We start from the raw sequence: 23,017 nt of genomic DNA, 5'->3' as shown, positions 1-23,017 counted from the left end.
TGTCCTCAGAGTGCAATTCGGTTCATGTAGCTGGAGAAGGCCTGCAGGTAGCGCGGGATCGGCATCAGGAAGGCGTCGTGGCCTTGCGGTGCATCGATCTCCAGGTAGCAGACGTCCTTCTTCGCGGCCATCAGGGCGTCCACCAGTTCGCGCGAGCGCGCGGGCGAGAAACGCCAGTCGGTGGTAAACGACATGACGCAGAATTTGGACGTGACGTGGGCGAAGGTGGCGGCCAGGTCGTCGTTGAAGTTCGCGGCCGGGTCGAAGTAGTCCAGCGCCTTGGTCATCAACAGGTAGGTGTTGGCGTCAAAACGGCCGGAAAACTCTTCGCCCTGATAGCGCAGGTAGCTTTCGACCTGGAACTCGACACTGTGGAAGTCGTAGTTGAGGTTTTCGTTCTTCAGGCCACGGCCAAATTTCTCGCCCATGGAGTCATCGGACAGGTAGGTGATGTGCCCGACCATGCGCGCCAGCATCAGGCCGCGCTTGGGGATCACGCCCATTTCCTGGAACGAACCGCCATGGAATTCGGGGTCGGTCAGAATCGCCTGCCGGGCGACTTCGTTGAACGCGATGTTCTGGGCCGACAGTTTCGGGGCCGAAGCAATGGCCAGGCAATGACGAACACGGTCCGGGTAGGTCATGGTCCATTGCAGCGCCTGCATGCCGCCCAGACTGCCGCCAACGATGGCCGCCCATTGCAGGATGCCCAGGGTGTCGGCCAGACGCGCCTGGCTGTGGACCCAGTCCTCGACGGTCAACACCGGGAAGTCGGCGCCGAACGGCTTGCCGGTTTCCGGGTTGATGCTGCTGGGGCCGGTGGAACCGTTGCAGCCGCCCAGGTTGTTCAGGCTGACGACGAAGAATTTGTTTGTGTCGATGGGCTTGCCAGGACCGATGCAGCTGTCCCACCAGCCCGGCTTGCGGTCTTCGGCGCTGTGGTAACCGGCGGCGTGATGATGGCCGGACAAGGCGTGACAGATCAGCACCGCGTTGCTTTTGGCGGCGTTGAGCTGACCGTAGGTTTCGTAGATGAGGTCATAGGCAGCCAGCGAGCGACCGCAGGCCAGCGCCAGGGGCTCGCTGAAATGCGCCGTTTGCGGCGTGACTAGACCGACAGAATCTTCGGGAAAGACCGTGGACATCGACCCTGCTCTCGCTGAAATGAGGCGTAAGTCTAAAGATCGCGCAGGGTAGCGGCAACAAACTAAAAGTTAGAATTCGCTGGCGGTCGGGCTTTTGATTCTGCCCGCAGGGCGTAGGAGCGTGGGTTGTCCCGCGATGGGGTGCGCAGCGCCCCTAAATTCGGACAGCACGATCGTTCAGGAAGATCGCATTCTCAGCCTTTACTGCCGCTGCGCTGCAGATCGCGGGACAAGCCACGCTCCCACGCCTTCGGCAGAAGCGATCGGCGTACGTCTGCAAATTCGGGGCGACGAAGATGGCTTCCGTCGCCCCAGGTTTCAGATCAACCGCCACAGCTCCTGCGGCATACCGGCATAGGCAGCCAGCTCAGGCATGACGTACGACTGCAACACCTGAATCGCCAAAAAGGCAAAGATCGGCGAGATGTCCAGGCCGCCCAGGTTGGGGATGATGCGGCGGAACGGCGCCAGAATCGGCTCGCTGATCTGGTAGGCCAGTTCGGCAGCCGGATTGTGCGTGCCGGGTGCGATCCAGGACACGATCACCATGATGATCATCGCGACCCAGAAGATTTTCAGCAGCAGCGAAGTGATGCCGATGATCGACCACATCAGCAGATGCGGTACGTCGCCGATGGTGCCGTAAGTCATCATCAGCACGAACGCCATCAGCAGTGCCTGAATCACGATGGCCAGCAGCAGCGACGAGGTGTCCAGACCGAACACGCTGGGCACGATCCGGCGGATAGGCTTGAGCAGCGGTTGAGTGGCGCGCACCGCGAACTGGCAGAGCGGGTTGTAGAAATTGGCTTTGACCAGTTGCAGCACGAAGCGCAGCAGAACGATGGTCAGGTACAGGCTGATCAGCGTCTGGATGACGAAAATCGTGGCGCCGGTGAGTGCATTCATGAATTGCTCCTTATTTGCCCAGCAGTTCGGCCATTTCGGCCGAGCGATGTGCGGCAGCGCCAAGCGCCTTTTCTACCATCGCTTCAAAACCGTCCGCCTGGAACGATTTGATCGCGGCTTCCGTCGTGCCCGCCGGCGAAGTCACGCGCCGACGCAGCTCGGCGGCATCGACATCGCTTTCGGTCGCCATGCGCGCGGCGCCTAGCGCGGTCTGCTCGGCAAGCTGTTTGGCGACCTCTTGCGACAACCCCAGCTTCACGCCTGCGGCAGTCATGGCTTCAATCAGCAGGAAGAAGTACGCAGGGCCGCTGCCCGACACGGCGGTCACGGAGTCGATCTGCGTTTCTTCCTCGACCCACAAGGCGATGCCCACCGCGGACAGCAGGGTTTCGGCTTGCTGGCGTTGCGCGTGAGTCACCTCAGCGGTGGCGTACAGGCCGCTGACGCCCTGACGCAGCAGCGCCGGGGTGTTGGGCATGCAACGCACGATGGGTTGCTCGCCCAGCCAGGCCTTCATGCTGGCGCAGGTGATGCCGGCCGCAATGGACACCAGCAACTGGTTCGGCTTGAGGGCTGGCTTGAGCGCTTCGCAGACGGTTTTCATCATCTGCGGTTTCACCGCCAGCAGCACCACGTCAGCGCCTTCGATGGCTTCGGCATTGTCAGCAACCACGGTGATGCCATGCTCTTTGGCCACACGCTCGCGGGTTTCTGCGCCGGGATCGCTGGCGCGGATCAATTCAGCTTCGACGCCCTGGGCGCGCATGCCGCCAATCAAACTCGCCGCCATGTTACCGGCGCCGATGAATGCGATACGGGTCTTGCTCATGAACGATTTCCTGTGAGGCAAAGGTTAAGGCTGCCCGTAATTGCGGGCGCCGAAGAGGGCAGTGCCGATCCGCACCCAGGTCGCGCCTTGTGCGATGGCGGCCTCCAGGTCGTGGCTCATGCCCATGGAAAGGGTGTCCAGCGGCAGGTTCAGTTGATCTTGCAAGGTGCGTACAGCAGCAAAAGCAGCGTTCTGTTCGTCGCTGTCTTCTGTCGGTTCGGGAATTGCCATCAAACCGCGCAATCTCAGATTAGGCAGCGCGCTGATCGCCTGGGCCAGCGCAGGCAGGTCTTTAGGCGTGCAGCCGGATTTGCTGGCTTCGCCACTGACATTGACCTGAATACAGATGTTGAGTGGGGGCAGATCGGCAGGGCGTTGTTCGGACAGGCGTTGTGCGATTTTAAGGCGATCCACGGAGTGTACCCAGGCGAAGTTCTCGGCGATTGCGCGAGTCTTGTTTGACTGGATGGGGCCGATGAAATGCCAGATCAAGGGCAAGTCGCTCAATTCGGTCTGTTTGCCGAGGGCTTCCTGCAGGTAGTTCTCGCCGAAATCGCGCAGTCCGGCGGCGTACGCTTCGCGCAGATCGCTGGCCGGCTTGGTCTTGCTCACGGCAAGCAGACCCACTGAGCCGGGGTCGCGCCGGGACGCCTGCGCTGCGTTGTGAATTCGCTCTGCGAGCGTTGAAATGTTCTCTGCTATCGTGGACATTGATTTGCGCCAGCAGGGCTAAAGTCTGCGGCATTCTATGTGATGAGGAGCTGTATGGATATTACCGAGCTGCTTGCCTTCAGTGCCAAGCAAGGCGCGTCGGACTTACATCTCTCTGCCGGCCTGCCACCGATGATTCGTGTCGATGGCGATGTGCGGCGGATCAACCTGCCGGCGCTGGACCAGAAAGAAGTCCAGGCGCTGATCTACGACATCATGAACGACAGGCAGCGCAAGGACTTCGAGGAGGATCTGGAAACGGACTTTTCCTTCGAGGTGCCAGGCGTGGCGCGGTTCAGGGTCAACGCGTTCAACCAGAATCGTGGCGCAGGCGCTGTGTTCCGGACCATTCCTTCGAAGGTCCTGAGCATGGAAGAGCTGGGCATGGGGGAAGTGTTTCGGAAAATTACGGACGTCCCTCGGGGGCTGGTCCTGGTCACCGGGCCGACCGGGTCGGGCAAGTCGACGACGCTCGCCGCGATGGTCGACTACCTGAACGCCAACAAACACCACCACATTCTCACCATCGAAGACCCGATCGAATTCGTTCACGAGTCCAAGAAAAGCCTGATCAACCAGCGTGAAGTCCATCGCGATACTCATGGCTTCTCCGAAGCTTTGCGTTCGGCGTTACGGGAAGACCCGGACGTGATTCTGGTGGGCGAGCTGCGCGACCTGGAAACCATTCGGCTGGCGCTGACCGCTGCGGAAACCGGGCACCTGGTGTTTGGCACGCTGCACACCACGTCGGCGGCAAAAAGTATCGACCGGATCGTGGACGTGTTCCCGGCTCAGGAAAAGTCGATGATTCGCTCGATGTTGTCCGAGTCATTGCACGCCATCGTCTCCCAGGCGTTGCTCAAGAAAGTGGGCGGTGGCCGGGTGGCGGCGCACGAGATCATGATCGGCACCTCTGCGATCCGTAACCTGATCCGTGAGGACAAGGTGGCGCAGATGTATTCCTCGATTCAAACCGGCGGGGCACTGGGAATGCAGACACTGGATATGTGCCTGAAGGATCTGGTGAGCAAAGGCCTGATCACCCGGGAAAGCGCGCGCGAAAAAGCGAAGACGCCTGATAACTTCTAATTGCTGACAATAAGCGACTGTGGGAGCGAATTCATTCGCGATTGGCCCGTACATCCGATGAGTCTCTATCGGCTGTTCTGGCCTCTCGCGAATGAATTCGCTCCCACAGGTTTCCATCGTCGTACAGATTGGCGCCTGTCAGCGCTGTGCGATCCGCACCGTGCCTTTCTGCGTCGGCGCCTGCTTCGGCAGTACGCGCTTGGCAACCACGTAGTGGCTGTCCCAATACGGCTTTTTCAGCGTATCGATGGTCACCGACTTGCCGCGACGAGGCGCGTGAACGAACTGGTCGTCACCGAGGTAGATGGCAACGTGGTTCACTTTGCGGCTCTTGATGTTGAAGAACAGCAAGTCGCCCGGTTTCAGGTCTTTGCGGTCCACCTTCTGACCGTGGCCTTCGGCCATGGCGTTGGAGGTGCGCGGCAGATCCACTTCGCTCACGTCGTTGAACGCGTATTTGACCAGCCCGCTGCAATCGAAGCCTTTGGTTGGGCTGGTGCCGCCCCAACGATAAGGCGTACCGATGGCTTTTACGGCCCGGTTGACGACATTGCTGCTTTGCTTGGTGCCCGGCTGCCCTGCATTAGCGAGGGCGACGGTGTTCTGCGAAATCTTGCGAGAACTGTGGGACTTCTTGCCCTTGGTTGCTCGGCTGTTTTTGCTTGAGGTCTCAAGCGGGGTTGCCGTTTCTTCGAGGGCGGCGATTGCTGCGCGTTGTGCGGCAATGTTGCGCGATACGGTTTCCGATGACTCGGTTTTGGCGGTAAAACCCGTAAAGCTCGAAGGTAACGCTTGCTCACGATTGGTGGCGTGGGCGGCCAATGGCATAAATAGGCAAATAGTTAGCCATGTCTTGAAAAATGGACGCATTAGGCAGGGCTCATAGTGGTCAGCGCGCAACTTTATAACAGCTTTTTCACCGGTTCTGAGCCCACTTGTCGAACAATTTACTGCCCGTGGAGTCAGTTTCGGCATTAAAACTGTCACATCGTTGTGGGCATCGCCTTGCAGAACAAGGGTTTGCGCGAACGGGCAGAGGTTCAAGCCATACGTCGGAGAGCGATACGAAAGTCACAAAACTTACGCATATTTTTTTCTATCGGAGCAAAAGAGGTAAGCAATGAACACCTATCACCCTGACGTTCAACGTCCGGACACTCACAGCAAGATCATGGGTTATCTGCTGTGGATCGTCGGCTTTACCGGTTCCCATCGTTTCTATTACGGCAAGCCGGTGACCGGGACGATCTGGTTTTTCACCTTGGGATTACTCGGGATTGGCTGGCTGATCGACCTGTTTTTGATCCCTTCGATGGATCGTGAGGCGGACCTGAGATTCACTGCGGGCACCACCGATTACAGCGTCGCCTGGATCTTGCTGACATTTCTGGGTGTGTTCGGTGTGCACCGGATGTACCAGGGCAAGTGGATCACCGGCATCCTTTACCTGCTGACGGGCGGGTTTGCGTTTCTGGGGGTGCTGTACGACTTCTGGACGCTGAATGATCAGATCTCCATGAAGAACGCACAGCGGGGGTGATTCCCGCGCCCACAGATAATCTGTTCGGCCATGCCCATACGGGCATGGCCGCTTGAATCAACCGATGTAACTGATCCGCCCATCGACAAACGTGTACTTCACCGCGCCTGGCAGGCAATGGCCGAGGAACGGGCAGTTTTCGCCTTTCGACAGCCACTTCTCGCCGGCGACGGTAGACGCGGCGGGATCGAACAGCACCAGATCCGCAGGCGCGCCAGCAGCCAGTCGACCCGCTGGCAGGCGCAAGGCCGCCGCAGGGCCTGCGCTCAGCCGCGTTAGCAGTGTCGGCAGGTCAAGCAGGCCGTCCTCGACCAGCGTCATCGCCAGTGGCAGCAGCAATTCGACGCTGCTGATGCCTGGCTCCGTCGCACCGAACGGTGCCAGCTTGGCGTCGCGTTCGTGTGGCTGGTGGTGGCTGGAGATGGCCTGAACCACGCCGGACTTCACCGCTTCACGCAATGCATCGCGGTCAGCGCGGGTGCGCAGCGGCGGTTGCACATGGTAAAGGCTGGAGAAGTCGATCAGCGCTTCGTCGGTGAGGATCAGCTGATACAACGCCACGTCTGCGGTCACCGGCAGGCCACGGGCCTGGGCCTGTGCGATCAAGGCCACGCCGCGCGCGCTGGTCAGCTGAGTGAAGTGAGCGCGCACGCCGCTTTGCTCGACCAGCAGCAGGTCACGGGCCAGTGCGACGGTTTCAGCGGTTTCCGGAATGCCTGGCAAGCCCAGGAACGCAGCGGTCGGGCCGTCATGTGCCAGTCCGCCTTGCGCCAAATCGCCATCTTGCGAATTGAAGATCACCGTCAGGTCGAACGTCGCCGCGTATTCCAGTGCGCGGCAGAGCGTGCGGTTGCTGCTGAAATTGACCAGACCGTTGGTGAACGCCACGCAGCCGGCGTCGCGCAGGGCGATCAGCTCAGCCAGTTGGTCGCCTTCCAGGCCTTTGCTCAGTGCGCCGATCGGAAACACTTTGCTGTGTCCGGCTTCGCGCGCGCGATCCAGAATCAGCTCGGCAACCGCCGATGTGTCCAGGACGGGCTTGGTCCGGGGCGGGCAGCACAGGCTGGTCACACCACCGGCTGCGGCCGCGCGGGTTTCCGACGCAATGCTGCCTTTGCGGCTGTATCCCGGCTCGCGCAGGGATACGTTCAGATCGACCAGGCCCGGTGCTGCAACCAGCCCTGTGCCGTCGATGGTTTGCGAGGGTGTGAAGTCCGTCGGTGCCGCGCCGAGGGCGAGGACCTTTCCGGCTTCCAGGTGAACGTCGATGACTTGATCCAGACCGCTGACAGGGTCGATGACGCGAGCGTTGATGATGCTGAACTTCACTGCGCGTTCTCCTGCTCGAACTGGCGCTGGGCGGTTTGGCCACTCATGGCCATGGACAAGACGGCCATGCGCACCGCAATGCCGTAGGTCACTTGATTGAGGATCACCGAATGCGCGCCGTCGGCCACCGCCGACTCGATTTCCACGCCGCGGTTGATCGGGCCGGGGTGCATGACGATAGCGTCCGGCTTGGCGCCGGCCAGGCGGGCAGTGGTCAGGCCGAACAGCCGGTAGAACTCGCCTTCACTCGGTAACAGGCCGCCCGACATGCGCTCGCGTTGCAGGCGCAGCATGATCACCACATCGACGTCTTTCAGGCCTTCAGCCAGATCCGTGTAGACCTTCACGCCGTACTGCTCGACGCCAATCGGCAGCAGGGTTTTAGGGGCGACCACGCGGATGTCCGGGCAGCCCAGCGCCTTGAGCGCGATCATGTTCGAGCGCGCCACGCGCGAATGCAGGATGTCGCCGACGATGGCCACCGAGAGGTTCTCGAAGTTGCCCTTGTGGCGGCGGATCGTGAGCATGTCCAGCATGCCCTGCGTCGGGTGTGCATGACGGCCGTCGCCGCCGTTGATGATCGCCACCTGCGGGCAGACGTGCTCGGCAATGAAGTGCGCCGCGCCCGAGTCGCCGTGACGTACGACGAACATATCAGCTGCCATCGCTTCCAGGTTGCGCAGCGTGTCGAACAGGGTCTCGCCTTTGCTGGTCGAGGAGGTCGACACGTTCAGGGTGATGACGTCCGCCGACAGCCGTTGCGCCGCCAGTTCGAAGGTGGTGCGCGTACGGGTCGAGTTCTCGAAGAACACGTTGCACACGGTTTTGCCGCGCAACAACGGCACTTTTTTCACCGCTCGGGCGCCCACTTCGAGGAACGAGTCAGCGGTGTCGAGGATTTCGGTCAGCAGTTCGCGGGGCAAACCGTCGAGCGAAAGAAAATGTTGCAGCTGACCCTGATGGTTCAGCTGCAGCGGGCGCTTGGCGTCGAGAGGCGTCATCGCAAAGGACTCTTAGAGGGCGGCGGAATCGATGGAAAGGTCTTGCAGTTCAAGCGTCAGTGGCGTTGGACCGGACAGCTTGACCCGCTCGTTCGGAGACAGATCGAGCGTCGCGCCAGTCACATTCGGGCGAATCGGCAGCTCGGCAGCGTCCAGATCAAGCAGCGATACCAGCGTGACGCTGGCAGGGCGTCCGTAATCGAACAACTCGTTCAGGGCGGCACGAATGGTTCGCCCGCTCATCAAGACGTCATCGATCAGCACCAGATGCTGGCCCTCGATCTCGAACGGCAGCTCGGAAGGGCGCACTTGCGGGTGCAAGCCGTTCTGACTGAAGTCATCGCGGTAGAAAGACACGTCCAGCGTGCCGAGCGGGGACTGGCTGTTCAGGGCTTGAAGCAGCGCCTGAGCGACCCAGACGCCGCCGGTACGAATGCCGATGAAACGCGGCTCGCTGATGCCACGTTTATGCAGGTGCGCGTTCAGGTCGATCGCCATCTGGGTGATCAGTTCGGCGGGGTTGGGCAGGGTGCTCATGGTCGCTCCTTCAGAAGCCCGGTCCCATGCCTTGCGGCTGGCCGGGCTTAAACTCGAATTCAGTGCTGTTCAATGCAGTGCAGTGCCGCGCAGTGTAAGACGCTCACGTGTCGAACAGTGCGCTGTTGGCTTCCAGCCAGCCTTGCAGCAGAAGCGTTGCGGCAATGGCGTCCACCGGATTGTCGCGGTAGCTGCCACGCTGCCCGCCGCGCGACATGCGTTCCCCCTTGGCTTCAAAGGTGGTCAGGCGTTCGTCATGGGTGTACACGGGCAGGTTGAACCGGCCGTTGAGCTTGCGCGAGAACTTCTCGGCGCGGGCGCTCATTTCGCTGGGCGTGCCGTCCATGTTCAGCGGCAGGCCGACGACAATGGCGTCGGGCTTCCACTCGGTGATCAGTGCCTGGACCTTGTCCCAGTCCGGAACGCCGTTCTGCGCTTTCAGGGTGCACAGCTCGCGGGCCTGGCCGGTGATGACCTGACCGACAGCCACGCCGATCTGTTTGGTGCCGTAATCGAACCCCAGCAGCAGGCGCAGTGCGGCCATCAGGCGTGGCCCGCCTGGCTGGTCAGCAGATTCAGGTTCACGCCCAGTTTGGCAGCCGCCGCATCGAGGCGTTGTTCGCTGTCGAGTTCGAACAGAATCGCGGGGTCGAACGCGCAGTTCAGCCAGGCGTTGGCGGCGAATTCGGCTTCGAGTTGCCCGGCATCCCAACCGGCATAGCCGAGGGTGATCAAATTTTGATCAGGTCCGTAGCCGTCGGCGATCGAAAACAGGATGTCCTGAGAGGTGGACAGCGAGATGCCGCCCAGATCGACCGTGGCCTGAAAAATCTGGCCGGTCGGGTGCAGGACAAAGCCGCGATCGGTTTGAACCGGGCCGCCGCCGTGAATGGGGATGTGCTGACAGCGAACGGGTGGCGACATTTCAGGGCGCAACTGCTCCAGAATGTCCGCCAGCGACAGGCTTTGCGGTCGGTTGATCACCAGACCCATTGCGCCATTGGCGTTGTGCTCGACGATGTAGGTCAAGGTCTGAGCGAAGTTCTCATCGTGCATGTGGGGCATGGCGATCAGAAATTGATGCTTGAGGTACGACGGAGTGACGTTTTTCATGAGCCCTAGTGTGGCGCTGCGGGGCTGTTGTGACAACTACGGGATTAGTGCATGACGCAAAAACTGTAGGAGCGTGGCTTGTCCCGCGATCGGCGGGGGACCCGTCGCACATTCGGTCAGCAGGGTGCGCCTGATTGACCGCATTCACAGGTTTTGCTGCCGGTACCCGGCAGATCGTCCGAATGCGGCCCAGACACAAGCCACGCTCCTACAGTGGCTGCTATGCAGTGGCTCCCCTAACTCAATCAATTACTGGACAGCTTGTCCCCGCGGGCGAACTTCCACGTGCGGATGATTTCGAGCCGGTCGATATCGGCCAGGTCGCCGCTGAAGGGTGCAAATGGCGCCGCCAGGCGCACAATTCGCTGAGCGGCCTGGTCCAGCAACGGCTGCCCGGACGACTCAAGCACCAGCACTTCATATAAAGAGCCGTCACGGTTGATCGACACCATCATCCGCAGGCTGCCGTAAATCTGCTGGCGCCGGGCTTCTTCGGGGTAATTGAGGTTGCCGATGCGCTCGATCTTCTTGCGCCAGTCCTCTTTGTACCAGGCGCCTTTGTCGCGCATGGTCGATGCAGCGCTCAGGCGGTGGATTTTCGGACGCTTGGCATACGCCTGCTGCTCATCGGCGAGTTCGGCTTCCAGGCTGGCGATTTCGCTGTTCAACTGAGCGCTGTCGAACGTCGGCGCGGCTTTCTTGGCTTCTTCGGGTTTGACTTCGTCGCGCTTGGCGACGGTCTTTTGCGGCGCCTGCGCCTTGGTGGCGACAGCTGTTTTGGGCGCTTCCTGCTTGACCACCGGTTTGGCAGCGGGCGGAGGCGTCACCTTGTTGATCTTGGTGTCCTGGTACGGCGCGATTTCGGTGGTCTTGGGCACAGCCTTTTTGTCGAGGGTGCCGCTGCCTTGCTGGTTTTCCTGGGCGAGGAAGTCAGCATCCTTGGGCTTGGTGTCGCTCTTGAATGGGGCGAGGGTGATTTCCAGCGTCTGGCTGATCTTCTCGGGTTTGACGTAGGTGAAGCCCACGCCAAGGATCACCGCCAAGTGCACGAGGGCTGCGATCATCAGGGTAAAACCCAGGCGATCGGCCGGGCGCACAGCGGTACGGGTCAGGGCCATCGGGAGATCACTGTCGACCGCAGCGTTCATCGACGCTCCGGAATCACACAAACCAGCATTGCGGAAACCCACCTAGGGCGAAATTCAGGCCGCGCATGATAACGCAATGTCAGAGGGTTCTTGGGCTTTGATATCGGCGGGCCGATTAGTGGGCGGCACAAACGATGCACCGCCACTGTAGGGTCGCGCTTGCTCGCGATGACGTCGGTACATTCGACATCGTTATTGGCGGACATACCTTAATCGCGGGCCAGCGCGCGCCTACAGAAACGCTGCGCTACCGGGCCTGCAGCTTCTTCTCGATCACATCCATCAGCATCCCGCCAATGTCCGTGCCGAACGCGTTGTCGATTTCACGGATGCAGGTCGGACTGGTGACGTTGATTTCGGTCAGGTGCTCGCCGATCACGTCCAGTCCTACGAACAACAGACCTTTTTCGCGCAGGGTCGGGCCGATTTCGGCGGCGATCCAGCGGTCGCGGTCAGTCAGGGGACGCGCTTCGCCTCGGCCGCCCGCAGCCAGGTTGCCACGGGTTTCGCCGGCGGCCGGGATACGTGCCAGACAGTAAGGCACAGGCTCACCGTCCACCATCAGGATGCGCTTGTCGCCGTCCTTGATAGCAGGCAGGTACGCTTGCGCCATGATTTGCTGCTGGCCATGGTTCGTCAGGGTTTCCAGAATCACCGACAGGTTCGGGTCGCCCACGCGATGACGGAAGATCGACGCGCCACCCATGCCGTCCAGCGGCTTGAGAATGACGTCGCCATGCTTGGCGGCGAATTCACGCAGGATGTCCGAGCGGCGGCTGACCAGCGTCGGCGGCGTGCACTGCGGAAACAGCGTCGCGAACAGCTTTTCGTTGCAGTCACGCAGGCTCTGCGGCTTGTTGACCACCAGTACGCCGGCACGCTCGGCTTGCTCGAGCAGGTAAGTCGCGTAGACGAATTCCATGTCGAACGGCGGATCCTTACGCATCAGGATCACGTCCAGGTCGTTCAGACCACTGTCGACTTCGGCCTCCAGTTCGAACCAGTGCGCCGGATCGGCAAACACTTTAAGCGGCTTCATCCGCGCGCGGGCCTGCCCGGCATCCTGATAAAGGTCGTGCTGTTCCATATAGAACAGCGACCAGCCGCGCGCCTGCGCTGCAAGGAGCATGGCCAACGAGCTGTCCTTTTTATAGGAGATGCGCTCGATAGGGTCCATGACAATTCCCAGGCGAATGCTCATGGGGCAATATCCTCTGATCGGTAATGGCCGCAACGGGCCGAAAACAGGCGTCAGGGTGGCGCTGCGCAGGCTTGGGGTCAAGGGGCAAGCGTGGCGCATTTGCTTTATGGATTGCGTCTGGAGAGTGTGCTAAAAAGGCTCGGCATCTGACGTCACGTCAGTTGTCATTCGAACCCTCTAGAAAGGGGGTTGGCGATCCGACCAGCACCAGACGCCCGGCAGAAGGCAGCCCATCTGAATCGCCGCGGCGATGGTAGAGCAGACATGGAACAGCATTCAGCCCCTTTGAAAGTGATGATCATCGACGACTCGCGAACGATTCGTCGCACCGCCGAGACCCTGTTGAAAAACGTCGGCTGTGAAGTGATCACCGCCGTAGACGGCTTCGATGCGCTGGCCAAGATTGCTGATAATCATCCGAGAATCATATTTGTCGACATCATGATGCCCAGGCTCGACGGGTATCAGACGTGCGCGTTGATCAAGAACAACCGGGCATTCAAGTCTACGCCGGTGATCATGTTGTCCTCCAAGGACGGGCTGTTCGACAAGGCCAAGGGGCGAATTGTCGGTTCTGATCAGTTTTTGACCAAACCGTTTAGCAAGGAAGAACTGCTCAGTGCGATCAAGGCCCATGTGCCAGGGTTCGTTGCAGTAGAACAACAACTATCTTGATGCCGTGCCCTCACCCAGGGGCGGCTGTTTCTATGGGGAAGCACCATGGCTCGAATTCTGATCGTCGATGACTCGCCGACTGAAATGTACAAGCTGACCGGGATGCTGGAAAAACACGGCCACGAGGTCCTCAAGGCTGAAAATGGTGCGGACGGCGTTGCGCTGGCGCGTCAGGAAAAACCCGACGCTGTGCTGATGGACATCGTCATGCCCGGCCTGAACGGTTTTCAGGCGACCCGTCAGCTGACCAAAGACGCTGACACCAACATGATCCCGGTGATCATGATCACCACCAAGGATCAGGAAACCGACAAAGTCTGGGGCAAGCGCCAGGGCGCGCGGGACTACCTGACCAAGCCCGTGGATGAAGAAACCCTCATGAAAACCCTGAACGCGGTCCTGGCGGGCTGAAGGCCGGCCAGCGTTCATGGCTCGGTCGCAAACCGCCTTTCAACTGCTGCTCGATATCGACCAGCGCTGCCGCTCTCTGGCTGCCGGACTGCCTTTGCAGGAAACCCGGCAGCAAGGCTGGAGCGGCATTGGCTTTCGTATGGGCGAGCGTTACTACGTGGCGCCGATGGGCGAGGTCGATGAAATTCTCCACGAGCCACGTTATGCAACGCTGCCGGGCGTAAAACCCTGGGTCAAGGGGGTCGCGAACCTGCGCGGGCGACTGCTGCCAATCATGGACCTGTGTGCTTTCTTCGGTCACGAACTCTCGCCGCTGCGCAAGCAACGCCGGGTACTGGTGATCGATCATCATGAGGTCTTCGCCGGGTTACTGGTCGATGAGGTGCTGGGGATGCAGCACTTCAGTGAACGCAGTCTGATGCCGGAATCGCTCGAAGACAGCGATCCCGCCATTGCCCCGTATGTTCAAGGTCGATTCTTGCGTGAGCAGGCCTGGCGGGTGTTCAGTCCCAGAATCCTGGTGCAGTCGCCGGGGTTCATGGATGTCGCGCTTTAATACGGTCGGGCAGAGCACCGAAGGCGCATATCGTCTTCGCAGGCGCGGACGTGTCCGCGATACCGGGCGTGCCTGCCGTAAGTCGTGTGCATCCCGACTGTCGACGTTCGAGCGCTCCAAAAACAAACCGAGTTTCAGGCGGAGCCCTGAGAAATGAGTAATACCGGCAAGTCACTTGAAGGCGCACGCAGCCGCTCGCAGATCATTGCGCTGTTCGTGGGCCTGATTGTTTTTATCATGTTGCTGTTCGTCAACTTTGCGTACTTGAGCACGCAATCCAACTACGACAAGCAGTACATCGGTCACGCGGGCGAGTTGCGCGTGTTGTCACAACGGATCGCCAAGAACGCCACGGAAGCGGCGGCCGGCAAGGCAGCGGCGTTCAAGCTTCTCGCCGATGCACGAAACGACTTCGATACCCGTTGGCAATACCTCAAAAAGGGTGACAAGAGCACCGGCCTGCCCGCTGCGCCTGCTGAAGTCGGCGATGAGCTCAAAGCCGTGCAGACTGACTGGGAAAACCTGCGAAAAAGCACGGATGTGATTCTCTCCCGCGAACAAACCGTGTTGTCCCTGCATCAGGTGGCGGCGACCTTGGCCGAGACCATTCCGCAACTGCAGATCGAGTCGGAGAAGGTCGTCGATATTCTTCTGCAGAACCGTGCCCCAGCCAGTCAGGTCGCGCTTGCCCAGCGTCAGTCCTTGCTCGCCGAGCGCATTCTGGGGGCGGTGAACACGGTGCTGTCGGGTGACGAAACGGCGGTGCAGGCCGCTGACGCCTTCGGACGTGACGCCAGCCAGTTCGGTCGCGTACTCAACGGCATGCTGGAAGGCAATGCGACGCTGAAAATCACTCAGGTCGAAGACCGCGACGCCAAAGCACGCCTGGCGGAAATTGCCGAGTTGTTCCAGTTCGTGTCGGGATCGGTAGACGAAATTCTGGAAACGTCGCCGGAACTGCTGGAGGTGCGCGAGGCTGCAGGCAACATTTTCAACCTGTCGCAAACTTTGCTGGACGAAGCGTCGGTGCTGGCCAACAGCTTTGAGCACCTGGCGGGCGGTCGTGCCACCAACAGCTACGGCGGCTACATCCTGGGCTTGCTGGCCCTGGCGTCGATCATCCTGATCGGCCTGGTGATGGTGCGCGAAACCAACCGTCAGCTGCGCGAAACCGCCGAGAAGAACGAACGCAACCAGACGGCAATCATGCGCCTGCTCGATGAAATCGAAGACCTGGCCGATGGCGATCTGACGGTGGCCGCCTCAGTGACCGAAGACTTCACCGGCGCCATTGCTGACTCCATCAACTACTCCATCGATCAACTGCGCGAGCTGGTGGCGACCATCAACCTCACGGCCGAGCAGGTGTTCGGCGCGGTGAAGGACACTCAGACCACCGCGACCCAACTGGCCGCAGCGTCCGAACATCAGGCGCTGCAGATTGCGGCTGCGTCCAACGCGGTCAACGACATGTCCCGCTCAGTGGAACAGGTGTCGGCGAATGCCTCCGAGTCGGTCGCGGTGGCGGAACGTTCCGTGGCCATTGCCAACAAGGGCAACGAAGTGGTGCACAACACCATCAACGGCATGGACAACATTCGCGAGCAGATTCAGGACACGTCCAAACGGATCAAGCGCCTCGGTGAGTCTTCGCAAGAAATCGGCGACATCGTCAGCCTGATCGACGACATTGCCGACCAGACCAACATCCTCGCACTCAACGCAGCGATTCAGGCGTCCATGGCCGGCGATGCCGGGCGCGGTTTCGCGGTGGTCGCGGACGAAGTTCAGCGTCTGGCCGAACGCTCATCGTCAGCCACCAAGCAGATCGAGACGCTGGTCCGGGCGATTCAAAATGACACCAACGAAGCGGTAATCTCCATGGAGCAGACGACCACCGAAGTGGTGCGTGGCGCACGATTGGCGCAGGATGCCGGTGTGGCGCTGGAAGAAATTGAAGGGGTTTCCAAGGTGCTCGCCGCGCTTGTGGAAAGCATTACCCATGCCGCGCAACAGCAGGCTGCGTTGGGTCAGCAGATTTCAGCCACCATGACCGTCATCCAGCAGACCACCACACAAACCACGTCGGGCACGGCCGCCACTGCGCAGAGCATGGGTAATCTGGCGAAGATGGCCAGCGAGATGCGCCGCTCGGTGTCCGGTTTTACACTGCCGGCATCAAGGGATCAGCATTGATCGTCACGCCAAACGACTTGGGCAACTGGAGCCACCATGGCTGACCGTCACGACTATGTGGCCCTGGAGTGGGTCAAGGGCGAAATAGCCGAAACCCTCAAGCACGCACGGCAGGCGCTGGACGCCTTCGTCGCGCGTCCGCATGACCCGTCCGCGATGGAAGTCTGCCTGGACTTCATCCATCAGGTGCACGGCAGCCTGCAGATGATCGAGTTCTATGGCGCTGCGTTGTTCGCCGAGGAAATCGAGCAGCTGGCGCTGGCCCTGCAACAAGGGCACGTGGTTCAAGAGACCGAAGCGATTCAGTTGCTGCATCAAGCGATGAGTCAGTTGCCGGTGTATCTGGAGCGTGTGCATTCCGCTCGTCGCGACTTGCCGCTAGTGGTGTTGCCGCTGCTCAATGATCTGCGCAGCGCCCGTGGTGAAAGCCTGCTTTCGGAAACCAGTCTGTTTTCGCCACACCTGCTCAGCGTGCCTGCACTCGATGCCCAGACCCTGGCCGAGCGGGACAGCCCCGAATTACCGGCAAAACTGCGCAAGCTGCGTCAGACCCTGCAAACCGCCTTGGTAGGCTTGCTGCGCGAGCAGGATGTCCACACGCAGCTGGATTACATGGGCAAGGTGTTTGCGCGCCTCGAAGCCTTGTGCAAGGACGCGCCGCTCGAGCCACTATGGCGCATCACGTCGGCGCTGGTCGAAACCATGGCCAATGGCAACTTCACCAACAGCCCGGCGCTGCGCAGCCTGTTCAAGGATGCTGACAAGGAGCTCAAGCGTCTTCTTGAGCAGGGCATCGCCGGGATCAATCAGCCCGCGCCAGACGAGCTCCTTAAAAGCCTTCTGTTCTACATCGCCAAGTCTGACAGTCAGGCCCAGAGGATGATGGATTTGAAGGATCAATATGGCCTTGCCGAAGCGTTGCCGGAAAGCGCGCTCGTGAATGAAGAACGGGCACGGATGGCGGGGCCTGATCGCGATGCCATGCGTTCGGTGATCATTGCGCTGTGTGACGAACTGGTCCGCACCAAAGAGCGTCTGGATGTTTTCGTGCGGGGCGATCGTCAGCACGTCAGCGAACTTAACACCTTGTTGCCGCCGCTCCGACAGATCGCCGATACCTTGGCGGTGCTGGGTTTCGGCCAGCCGCGCAAAGTCATCATCGACCAGTTGGCGGTGGTTCAGGGCATGGCGCAAGGACAGCACGAGCCCAATGACGCCAGCTTGATGGACGTTGCTGGCGCCCTGCTTTACGTCGAAGCGACGTTGGCGGGCATGGCCGGTACGGTCGATCAGAGCAGCCCTGAAGAGAGTCGCCTGCCCACCACGGATCTGAGCCAGATCCACCAGTTGGTGATCAAGGAAGCGCGCGTTGTGCTGCAACAGGCCAAGGACGTCATCGACGATTACATCGACGGCGAACTGGATCGCGAACGGCTGACACCGCTGTCGGCCCAACTCATTCAGGTACGCGGCGCGCTGGCGATGATTCCGCTGGCGCGGGCGGCTGGCCTGCTGGCGGCCTGCAACGATTACATCGTCGAACATCTATTGGTCGACGAAGCGCGCCCGGTCGGGTCGCAGCTCGATCACTTCGCCGACGTCATCATCGGGATCGAGTATTACCTGGAGCGGATGGCCGAAGACCCGGAAGCGCCGGGTGAACACGTGCTGGATCTGGCGCAAGAGAGCCTGGCCAAGCTGGGTTATTCGCCGGTCGCGGACATCGTCGACCTGCCGGTGCTCGAGGAGGTCATCAGTCACGAAGAATTGAGCGAACTGCATGAACGGCAGGCGCTCGTCAGTCCCAGCAAAAGTATTGCCGAAGTGCTGGCGACGCCTTTATCGACGGTCAATCCGCCCGCGCAGCACGTGCCGGCCAGTCTGTTGCCACCGCCCAAGGGCGAGGCGGCGGTGGATGATGAGCTACGCGACGTATTTCTGGAGGAAGCCGATGAGGTGCTCGCCGCGCTGCGCGAGTACCTGCCGCGCTGGTTGGCGGACGCTGGCAATGTGTCTGCACTGGGCGAAGTTCGCCGAGCCTTCCACACCCTCAAAGGCAGTGGCCGGATGGTTCGCGCCCTGATTCTGGGTGAGCTGGCCTGGTCGGTGGAAAACCTGCTGAACCGCGTGCTGGAGGGCAGTGTCGAGCCCGACAGTCAGGTGCATCAGTTGCTGGTCGATGTGCAGATGCTGTTGCCGGACGTCATTCGTGATTTCGCCGAAGACGTTCAACGACAGCGCGACGATGTCGACCTGCTGGCCGCACGCGCACACGCGTTGGCCCAGGGCGGAAGGGTCGAGCCTGCCACGCCGGGGCCTGCTCAGTCTGTCCAGCCGGAAGACGAGGGCTTCGACCCGCAATTGCTGGAGATCTTCCGTCAGGAAGCTCAGACGCACCTGGAAACGTTCAACCGTTACCTGGACGCGTCCGCGCTGGACGAGTCTCCGGCCTTCAGCGATGAGTTGCTGCGTGCGCTGCATACCTTGAAAGGCAGCGCCTATATGGCGGGCGTGCTGCCCATGGCTGAACTGGCAAGCCCGCTGGACCAGTTGGTGCGTGAGTTCAAGACCAACCAGCTGGCGGTTGGTCAGCCTGAAATCGACTTGCTGCGGTCTGCCGAGCCCCTGTTTCACAAAGGGCTGGCGCAGCTGAAGGTCGATCCGTTGATGCCGATCGACGGTGCGGCGGCGCTCATCGATGCCGCTCGCGCGTTGCTCGATGCGCGCCTGGCCGAGGCCCTCAGCGACGACAACAACGGGCTGCGCAGCCGTCGTAATCCGCAGCTCATCGCCAGCTTCCTCGCCGAAGGCATGGACATCCTGCTGGACGCTGACAACCTGCTCAAGCGCTGGCAGCAGCACCCGGGAGAGCGTCAGGAGCTCAATGCGCTGCTCGATGAGCTGACCATGCTGGGGCACGGCGCGCACATGGCCGACCTGCCGCAAGTGGACGAGCTGTGCGAAGCCTTGCTGGACCTGTACGGCGCGGTGGAAGAAAGCAGCCTTGTCGTCAGTGAACGGTTCTTTCATGAGGCCGAGAACGCCCATGAAGCGCTGATCAACATGCTCGATCAGATTGCTGCAGGACAGCAAGTCCAGGCATGTCCTGAACGCGTCAACGCATTGCGCGCGTTGCTCGATGAAGCGCTGGATCCTGGCGCGATGGGCGTGATCAAGAGCGAGGGTGGGCTGGCCACGAGCGTGACCGAGCTCGGTGAGGCCACGGGGGTTGTGGACGCCGAATTCGAAGAGGTCGAGCTGCCTCAAACGTTGCCACGCGATGACCTGGATCAGGAGATTGTCGACATCTTCCTCGAGGAAGCCGTCGATATCCTGGACGGTGCGGGCCAGGCCTTGCAGCGCTGGCTGGACGACCCTGAAAACCCGCTGCCGCTGTCGTCGCTGCAACGCGACCTGCACACCCTCAAGGGTGGCGCGCGCATGGCTGAAATCGGCGAGGTGGGCGACCTTGGCCACGAGCTGGAGTCGCTGTACGAAGGCCTGATCGACCGACGTTGCTCGTACACGCCTGAATTGGCGCAGCTGCTGGTGCGCAGTCACGATCACTTGGCACTGATGCTCGAACAACTGCAGAACCGCGTACCGCTGGCCGATCCCGGGCCTGTGATCGAGGCGATTCGCGGGTTCCGCCAGAATCACTGTTATGTGCTGCCGCAGGAGGGTGGCGCGCGCAACGTCGGCTCGATGATTCAACCGTTGGACGAGCGTGATCCAGAGTTGCTGGAGATCTTCCTCGAAGAGGCCGACGACATCATCGAGAGCTCCAGCGCGGCGCTGGTGCGCTGGCAGGCCGATCCGCAGAACACGCTGGAAGTCGAAAACCTGCTGCGCGACCTGCACACGCTCAAGGGTGGCGCGCGGATGGTCGAAATCGTCCCGATCGGGGATCTCGCCCATGAGCTGGAGTCGTTGTATGAGGGGCTGGCGTCCGGGGCGCTGAAAAACAGCGCGTTGCTGAACGGTCTGCTGCAAAGCGGCCACGACATGCTCGCCGACATGGTCGATGCCGTTCGCGGTTATGAACCGCTGCCCAACCCCGCGTTGCTGATCGACAGCATTGCGCAGTATTCGTCGTCTGGCGCGATCCAGGAAGTCGCCAGCAAGCCTCAGGAAGAGCCGGTGGTGATGGCGCCTGCACCCGGCGCAGAAGCTCCAGCGGCGGCCGCAGATCCCGACGCCGAGCGCACCGGACCCGAAATGGTCAAGGTGCCGGCTGAACAACTGGAGGATCTGGTCAACCTCGCGGGGGAAACCTCGATTTTCCGTGGCCGCATCGAACAGCAGGTCAGCGACGCACAGGTCACCCTGGCCGAGATGGAAACCACCATCGAGCGGATGCGCGATCAGTTGCGGCGTCTGGACATCGAAACCCAGGGTCGCATTCTCAGTCGCGATCATCAGTCCGAACGATCGGGCTATGAAGAATTCGACCCGCTGGAAATGGACCGCCACTCGCAACTGCAGCAGCTATCACGCGCGCTGTTCGAGTCTGCATCCGACCTGATGGACCTGAAGGAAACGCTGGAGACCCGGGCGCACGAAGCCGAGACCCTCTTGTTGCAGCAGGCACGGGTGAACACCGAGCTTCAGGAAAACCTGATGCGCACGCGCATGGTGCCATTCGAACGCATGGTGCCGCGTTTACGTCGGATCGTGCGTCAGGTGTCGGGCGAACTGAACAAAAAGGTCAGGTTCGACGTGGTCAACGCCGAGGGCGAAATGGACCGCAACGTCCTTGAGCGCATGGTCGCGCCGCTGGAGCACATGCTGCGCAACGCCGTCGATCATGGCCTGGAAACCGGCGAGAAGCGTCTGGCGGCCGGCAAGTCGGAGACGGGTCACATCACCTTGAGTCTGGCCCATGAGGGCGGGGATATCGTCATCGAGATGAGCGATGACGGCGCCGGTGTTGATTTCGAAGCGGTGCGTCGCAAAGCGATCAAGCGTGGGCTGATCAGTCCGGATGCAGAGCTGAGCGAGCACGACACGCTGCAGTTCATCTTGCAGGCGGGCTTTTCAACCGCCGAGACCATCACTCAGATATCGGGGCGCGGCGTCGGCATGGACGTGGTGCATGCCGAGGTCAAAGAGCTGGGCGGCTCGATGGTCATCGATTCCCGTTCGGGGCAGGGCGCGCGTTTCCGTATTCGTCTTCCATTCTCTGTGTCGGTCAATCGCGCCCTGATGGTGCAGTGTGGCGAAGAGCAATACGCCGTGCCGTTGAACAGCGTCGAAGGCATTGTGCGGGTCATGCCCAGTGAGCTGGAGGCTTGTTACCAGTCCACACCGCCGCGTTACCAATACCGCGAACGCAGTTATGAACTCCGGTATCTGGGCGAACTGTTGAACAACGGCCAGCCGCCGAAGTTGGTGGGTCAGACACAGCCGCTGCCCGTGCTGCTGGTGCATGTGCATGACCAATGGGTGGCGGTGCAGGTCGATGCGCTGACGGGTTCTCGAGAGATTGTGGTCAAGAACCTGGGGGCGCAATTCGCCGGCGTTCAGGGGATTTCCGGCGCGACGATTCTGGGGGACGGGCGTGTGGTGTTGATTCTCGACCTGTTCGCACACATCCGTCGTTTGCATGCGCGAATGCTGGCGCTTCAAGTCTCCGGGCAGGCACCGACGCCGTTTGTCGAGACCGAGCAGGCCAGGCCCTTGCTGGTGATGGTGGTGGACGATTCGGTCACGGTACGCAAGGTCACCGGCCGGTTGCTTGAGCGCAACGGCATGAACGTATTGACCGCCAAAGACGGGGTGGACGCCATGGCCTTGCTGCAGGAACACACGCCGGACGTGATGTTGCTGGACATCGAGATGCCGCGCATGGATGGTTTTGAGGTCGCCAGCAAAGTGCGCGAAGACGAAACGCTCAAGCATTTGCCGATCATCATGATCACGTCCCGCTCCGGGCAAAAACACCGCGACCGCGCCATGGCGTTGGGGGTAAACGACTACATGAGCAAGCCTTATCAGGAAGCGGCGTTGCTGGAGAGCATCGCGCACTGGAGTCATGTGCATGTCTGACACCACCACCCAGACCACCCGCCTGACCAGCCTCACCGGCTTGCTCATTCCGTTGAGCGACCGGCACTTACTGCTGCCCAACGTTGCCGTGGCCGAGCTGATCGACTATCAAGACAGCATCGCCGACCCGGCCGCACCCCAGTGGTACCTGGGGCCGATCAACTGGCGCAACCGCAGCCTGCCGCTGCTGAGCTTCGAAGCCGCGTGTGGCAGTCGCGCCCGTGTCGGTGGCCGGGCTCGCATCGTTGTGCTCAACGCCCTGGGTGGCCGCCCCGATCTCAAATTCATTGCCCTGCTGACCCAAGGCATTCCGCGTTCCTGCAAACTCGACAGCCAGCTCAGCTACGTCGACGTCGCGCTCTCAGAGCTGGAACTGGCGGCGGTGCAGGTCGGCGAAACTGTCGCAAAAGTCCCCGACCTGGTGGCGCTTGAACAATGGCTGGTGGACGCGGGGTTGGTGCAAGTGGTTGGGCCGGGGATTTGAGCGGAGTTGTTTTCAGGCTTTGATTCTGGCCTGCGGCCAGAATCAAAAACCTTAAGCGCAAATGCGTCCCCGCTTCTGCCGAAGGCGTAGGAGCG

The 23,017-nt window shown here is 60.9% G+C and carries 20 protein-coding genes; 8 read left to right on the top strand and 12 right to left on the bottom strand.

Annotated features, from left to right (window positions below; genetic code table 11):
* Positions 1 to 5: 5 nt before the first annotated feature.
* The 4 genes from metX to BLS87_RS10290 form a co-directional block, all read right to left on the bottom strand.
* Positions 6 to 1,145 (bottom strand): homoserine O-succinyltransferase MetX, encoded by a 1,140-nt coding sequence (gene metX, locus BLS87_RS10305; RefSeq protein WP_074752387.1) that lies wholly within the window; start codon positions 1,143 to 1,145, stop codon positions 6 to 8.
* Positions 1,146 to 1,463: 318 nt separating this feature from the next.
* Positions 1,464 to 2,054 carry a YggT family protein gene (locus tag BLS87_RS10300; protein ID WP_074752386.1) on the bottom strand — a complete coding sequence of 197 codons (591 nt, stop codon included), beginning with the start codon at positions 2,052 to 2,054 and terminating at the stop codon, positions 1,464 to 1,466.
* 10 nt (positions 2,055 to 2,064) lie between these two features.
* Entirely contained in the window at positions 2,065 to 2,883 is an 819-nt protein-coding gene (proC, locus tag BLS87_RS10295) for a pyrroline-5-carboxylate reductase (protein ID WP_074752385.1), read from the bottom strand.
* A gap of 24 nt (positions 2,884 to 2,907) precedes the next feature.
* Positions 2,908 to 3,594: a YggS family pyridoxal phosphate-dependent enzyme gene (locus tag BLS87_RS10290; protein ID WP_074752384.1), complete on the bottom strand. Its 687-nt coding sequence runs from the start codon at positions 3,592 to 3,594 to the stop codon at positions 2,908 to 2,910.
* A gap of 54 nt (positions 3,595 to 3,648) precedes the next feature.
* Here BLS87_RS10290 and BLS87_RS10285 point away from each other — a divergent pair, with 54 nt between their 5' ends.
* Positions 3,649 to 4,683 carry a type IV pilus twitching motility protein PilT gene (locus BLS87_RS10285; protein WP_074752383.1) on the top strand — a complete coding sequence of 345 codons (1,035 nt, stop codon included), beginning with the start codon at positions 3,649 to 3,651 and terminating at the stop codon, positions 4,681 to 4,683.
* A 138-nt stretch (positions 4,684 to 4,821) separates the two neighbouring features.
* On the opposite strand, the gene BLS87_RS10280 is transcribed toward BLS87_RS10285, so the two are convergent.
* Complete coding sequence (locus BLS87_RS10280; RefSeq protein WP_074752382.1) at positions 4,822 to 5,553, bottom strand: C40 family peptidase; 732 nt, start codon at positions 5,551 to 5,553, stop codon at positions 4,822 to 4,824.
* 250 nt (positions 5,554 to 5,803) lie between these two features.
* Between BLS87_RS10280 and BLS87_RS10275 the strand changes: the two genes are divergently transcribed.
* Positions 5,804 to 6,223: an NINE protein gene (locus BLS87_RS10275; RefSeq protein ID WP_074752381.1), complete on the top strand. Its 420-nt coding sequence runs from the start codon at positions 5,804 to 5,806 to the stop codon at positions 6,221 to 6,223.
* A gap of 57 nt (positions 6,224 to 6,280) precedes the next feature.
* Here the strand turns inward: BLS87_RS10275 and BLS87_RS10270 are convergent, their stop codons facing one another.
* The 7 genes from BLS87_RS10270 to gshB all read right to left on the bottom strand — a co-directional run bounded on the left by BLS87_RS10270 (position 6,281) and on the right by gshB (position 12,552).
* Entirely contained in the window at positions 6,281 to 7,552 is a 1,272-nt protein-coding gene (locus BLS87_RS10270) for a dihydroorotase (RefSeq protein ID WP_074752380.1), read from the bottom strand.
* Positions 7,549 to 8,553: an aspartate carbamoyltransferase catalytic subunit gene (locus BLS87_RS10265; protein WP_074752379.1), complete on the bottom strand. Its 1,005-nt coding sequence runs from the start codon at positions 8,551 to 8,553 to the stop codon at positions 7,549 to 7,551. The genes BLS87_RS10270 and BLS87_RS10265 overlap by 4 nt, the downstream gene beginning before the upstream one ends.
* A 12-nt stretch (positions 8,554 to 8,565) precedes the next feature.
* Complete coding sequence (gene pyrR / locus BLS87_RS10260) at positions 8,566 to 9,090, bottom strand: bifunctional pyr operon transcriptional regulator/uracil phosphoribosyltransferase PyrR (protein WP_074752378.1); 525 nt, start codon at positions 9,088 to 9,090, stop codon at positions 8,566 to 8,568.
* Positions 9,091 to 9,193: 103 nt separating this feature from the next.
* A complete protein-coding gene (gene ruvX, locus BLS87_RS10255) occupies positions 9,194 to 9,634 on the bottom strand; it encodes a Holliday junction resolvase RuvX (protein ID WP_074752377.1) in 441 nt (146 codons plus the stop codon).
* Positions 9,634 to 10,203 (bottom strand): YqgE/AlgH family protein, encoded by a 570-nt coding sequence (locus BLS87_RS10250; protein ID WP_074752376.1) that lies wholly within the window; start codon positions 10,201 to 10,203, stop codon positions 9,634 to 9,636. Before BLS87_RS10250 ends, ruvX begins: the two co-directional genes overlap by 1 nt.
* Positions 10,204 to 10,448: 245 nt before the next feature.
* Positions 10,449 to 11,351, bottom strand: coding sequence for an energy transducer TonB (locus tag BLS87_RS10245; RefSeq protein WP_074752375.1), 903 nt, complete (start codon positions 11,349 to 11,351; stop codon positions 10,449 to 10,451).
* A gap of 247 nt (positions 11,352 to 11,598) precedes the next feature.
* Positions 11,599 to 12,552 carry a glutathione synthase gene (gene gshB / locus BLS87_RS10240; protein ID WP_074752374.1) on the bottom strand — a complete coding sequence of 318 codons (954 nt, stop codon included), beginning with the start codon at positions 12,550 to 12,552 and terminating at the stop codon, positions 11,599 to 11,601.
* Positions 12,553 to 12,816: 264 nt separating this feature from the next.
* Between gshB and pilG the strand changes: the two genes are divergently transcribed.
* The 6 genes from pilG to BLS87_RS10210 all read left to right on the top strand — a co-directional run bounded on the left by pilG (position 12,817) and on the right by BLS87_RS10210 (position 22,922).
* A complete protein-coding gene (pilG, locus tag BLS87_RS10235; protein ID WP_074752373.1) occupies positions 12,817 to 13,227 on the top strand; it encodes a twitching motility response regulator PilG in 411 nt (136 codons plus the stop codon).
* A gap of 45 nt (positions 13,228 to 13,272) precedes the next feature.
* Positions 13,273 to 13,638, top strand: coding sequence for a twitching motility response regulator PilH (gene pilH, locus BLS87_RS10230; protein ID WP_002551739.1), 366 nt, complete (start codon positions 13,273 to 13,275; stop codon positions 13,636 to 13,638).
* A 16-nt stretch (positions 13,639 to 13,654) separates the two neighbouring features.
* Positions 13,655 to 14,194, top strand: coding sequence for a chemotaxis protein CheW (locus BLS87_RS10225; RefSeq protein WP_074752372.1), 540 nt, complete (start codon positions 13,655 to 13,657; stop codon positions 14,192 to 14,194).
* Between the two features lie 153 nt (positions 14,195 to 14,347).
* On the top strand, positions 14,348 to 16,390 hold the full coding sequence (locus BLS87_RS10220; RefSeq protein WP_074752371.1) for a methyl-accepting chemotaxis protein: 2,043 nt from the start codon (positions 14,348 to 14,350) through the stop codon (positions 16,388 to 16,390).
* Positions 16,391 to 16,426: 36 nt separating this feature from the next.
* Complete coding sequence (locus tag BLS87_RS10215) at positions 16,427 to 22,438, top strand: Hpt domain-containing protein (RefSeq protein ID WP_074752370.1); 6,012 nt, start codon at positions 16,427 to 16,429, stop codon at positions 22,436 to 22,438.
* Entirely contained in the window at positions 22,431 to 22,922 is a 492-nt protein-coding gene (locus BLS87_RS10210) for a chemotaxis protein CheW (RefSeq protein ID WP_074752369.1), read from the top strand. Before BLS87_RS10215 ends, BLS87_RS10210 begins: the two co-directional genes overlap by 8 nt.
* The last annotated feature ends 95 nt before the right edge of the window (positions 22,923 to 23,017 follow it).

Source organism: Pseudomonas abietaniphila (assembly GCF_900100795.1).
In the GTDB taxonomy this organism is placed as follows: Bacteria; Pseudomonadota; Gammaproteobacteria; order Pseudomonadales; family Pseudomonadaceae; genus Aquipseudomonas; species Aquipseudomonas abietaniphila.
The sequence above is the reverse complement of the archived record's forward strand: the minus strand, read 5'-3'. Positions and strand labels throughout refer to the sequence as shown.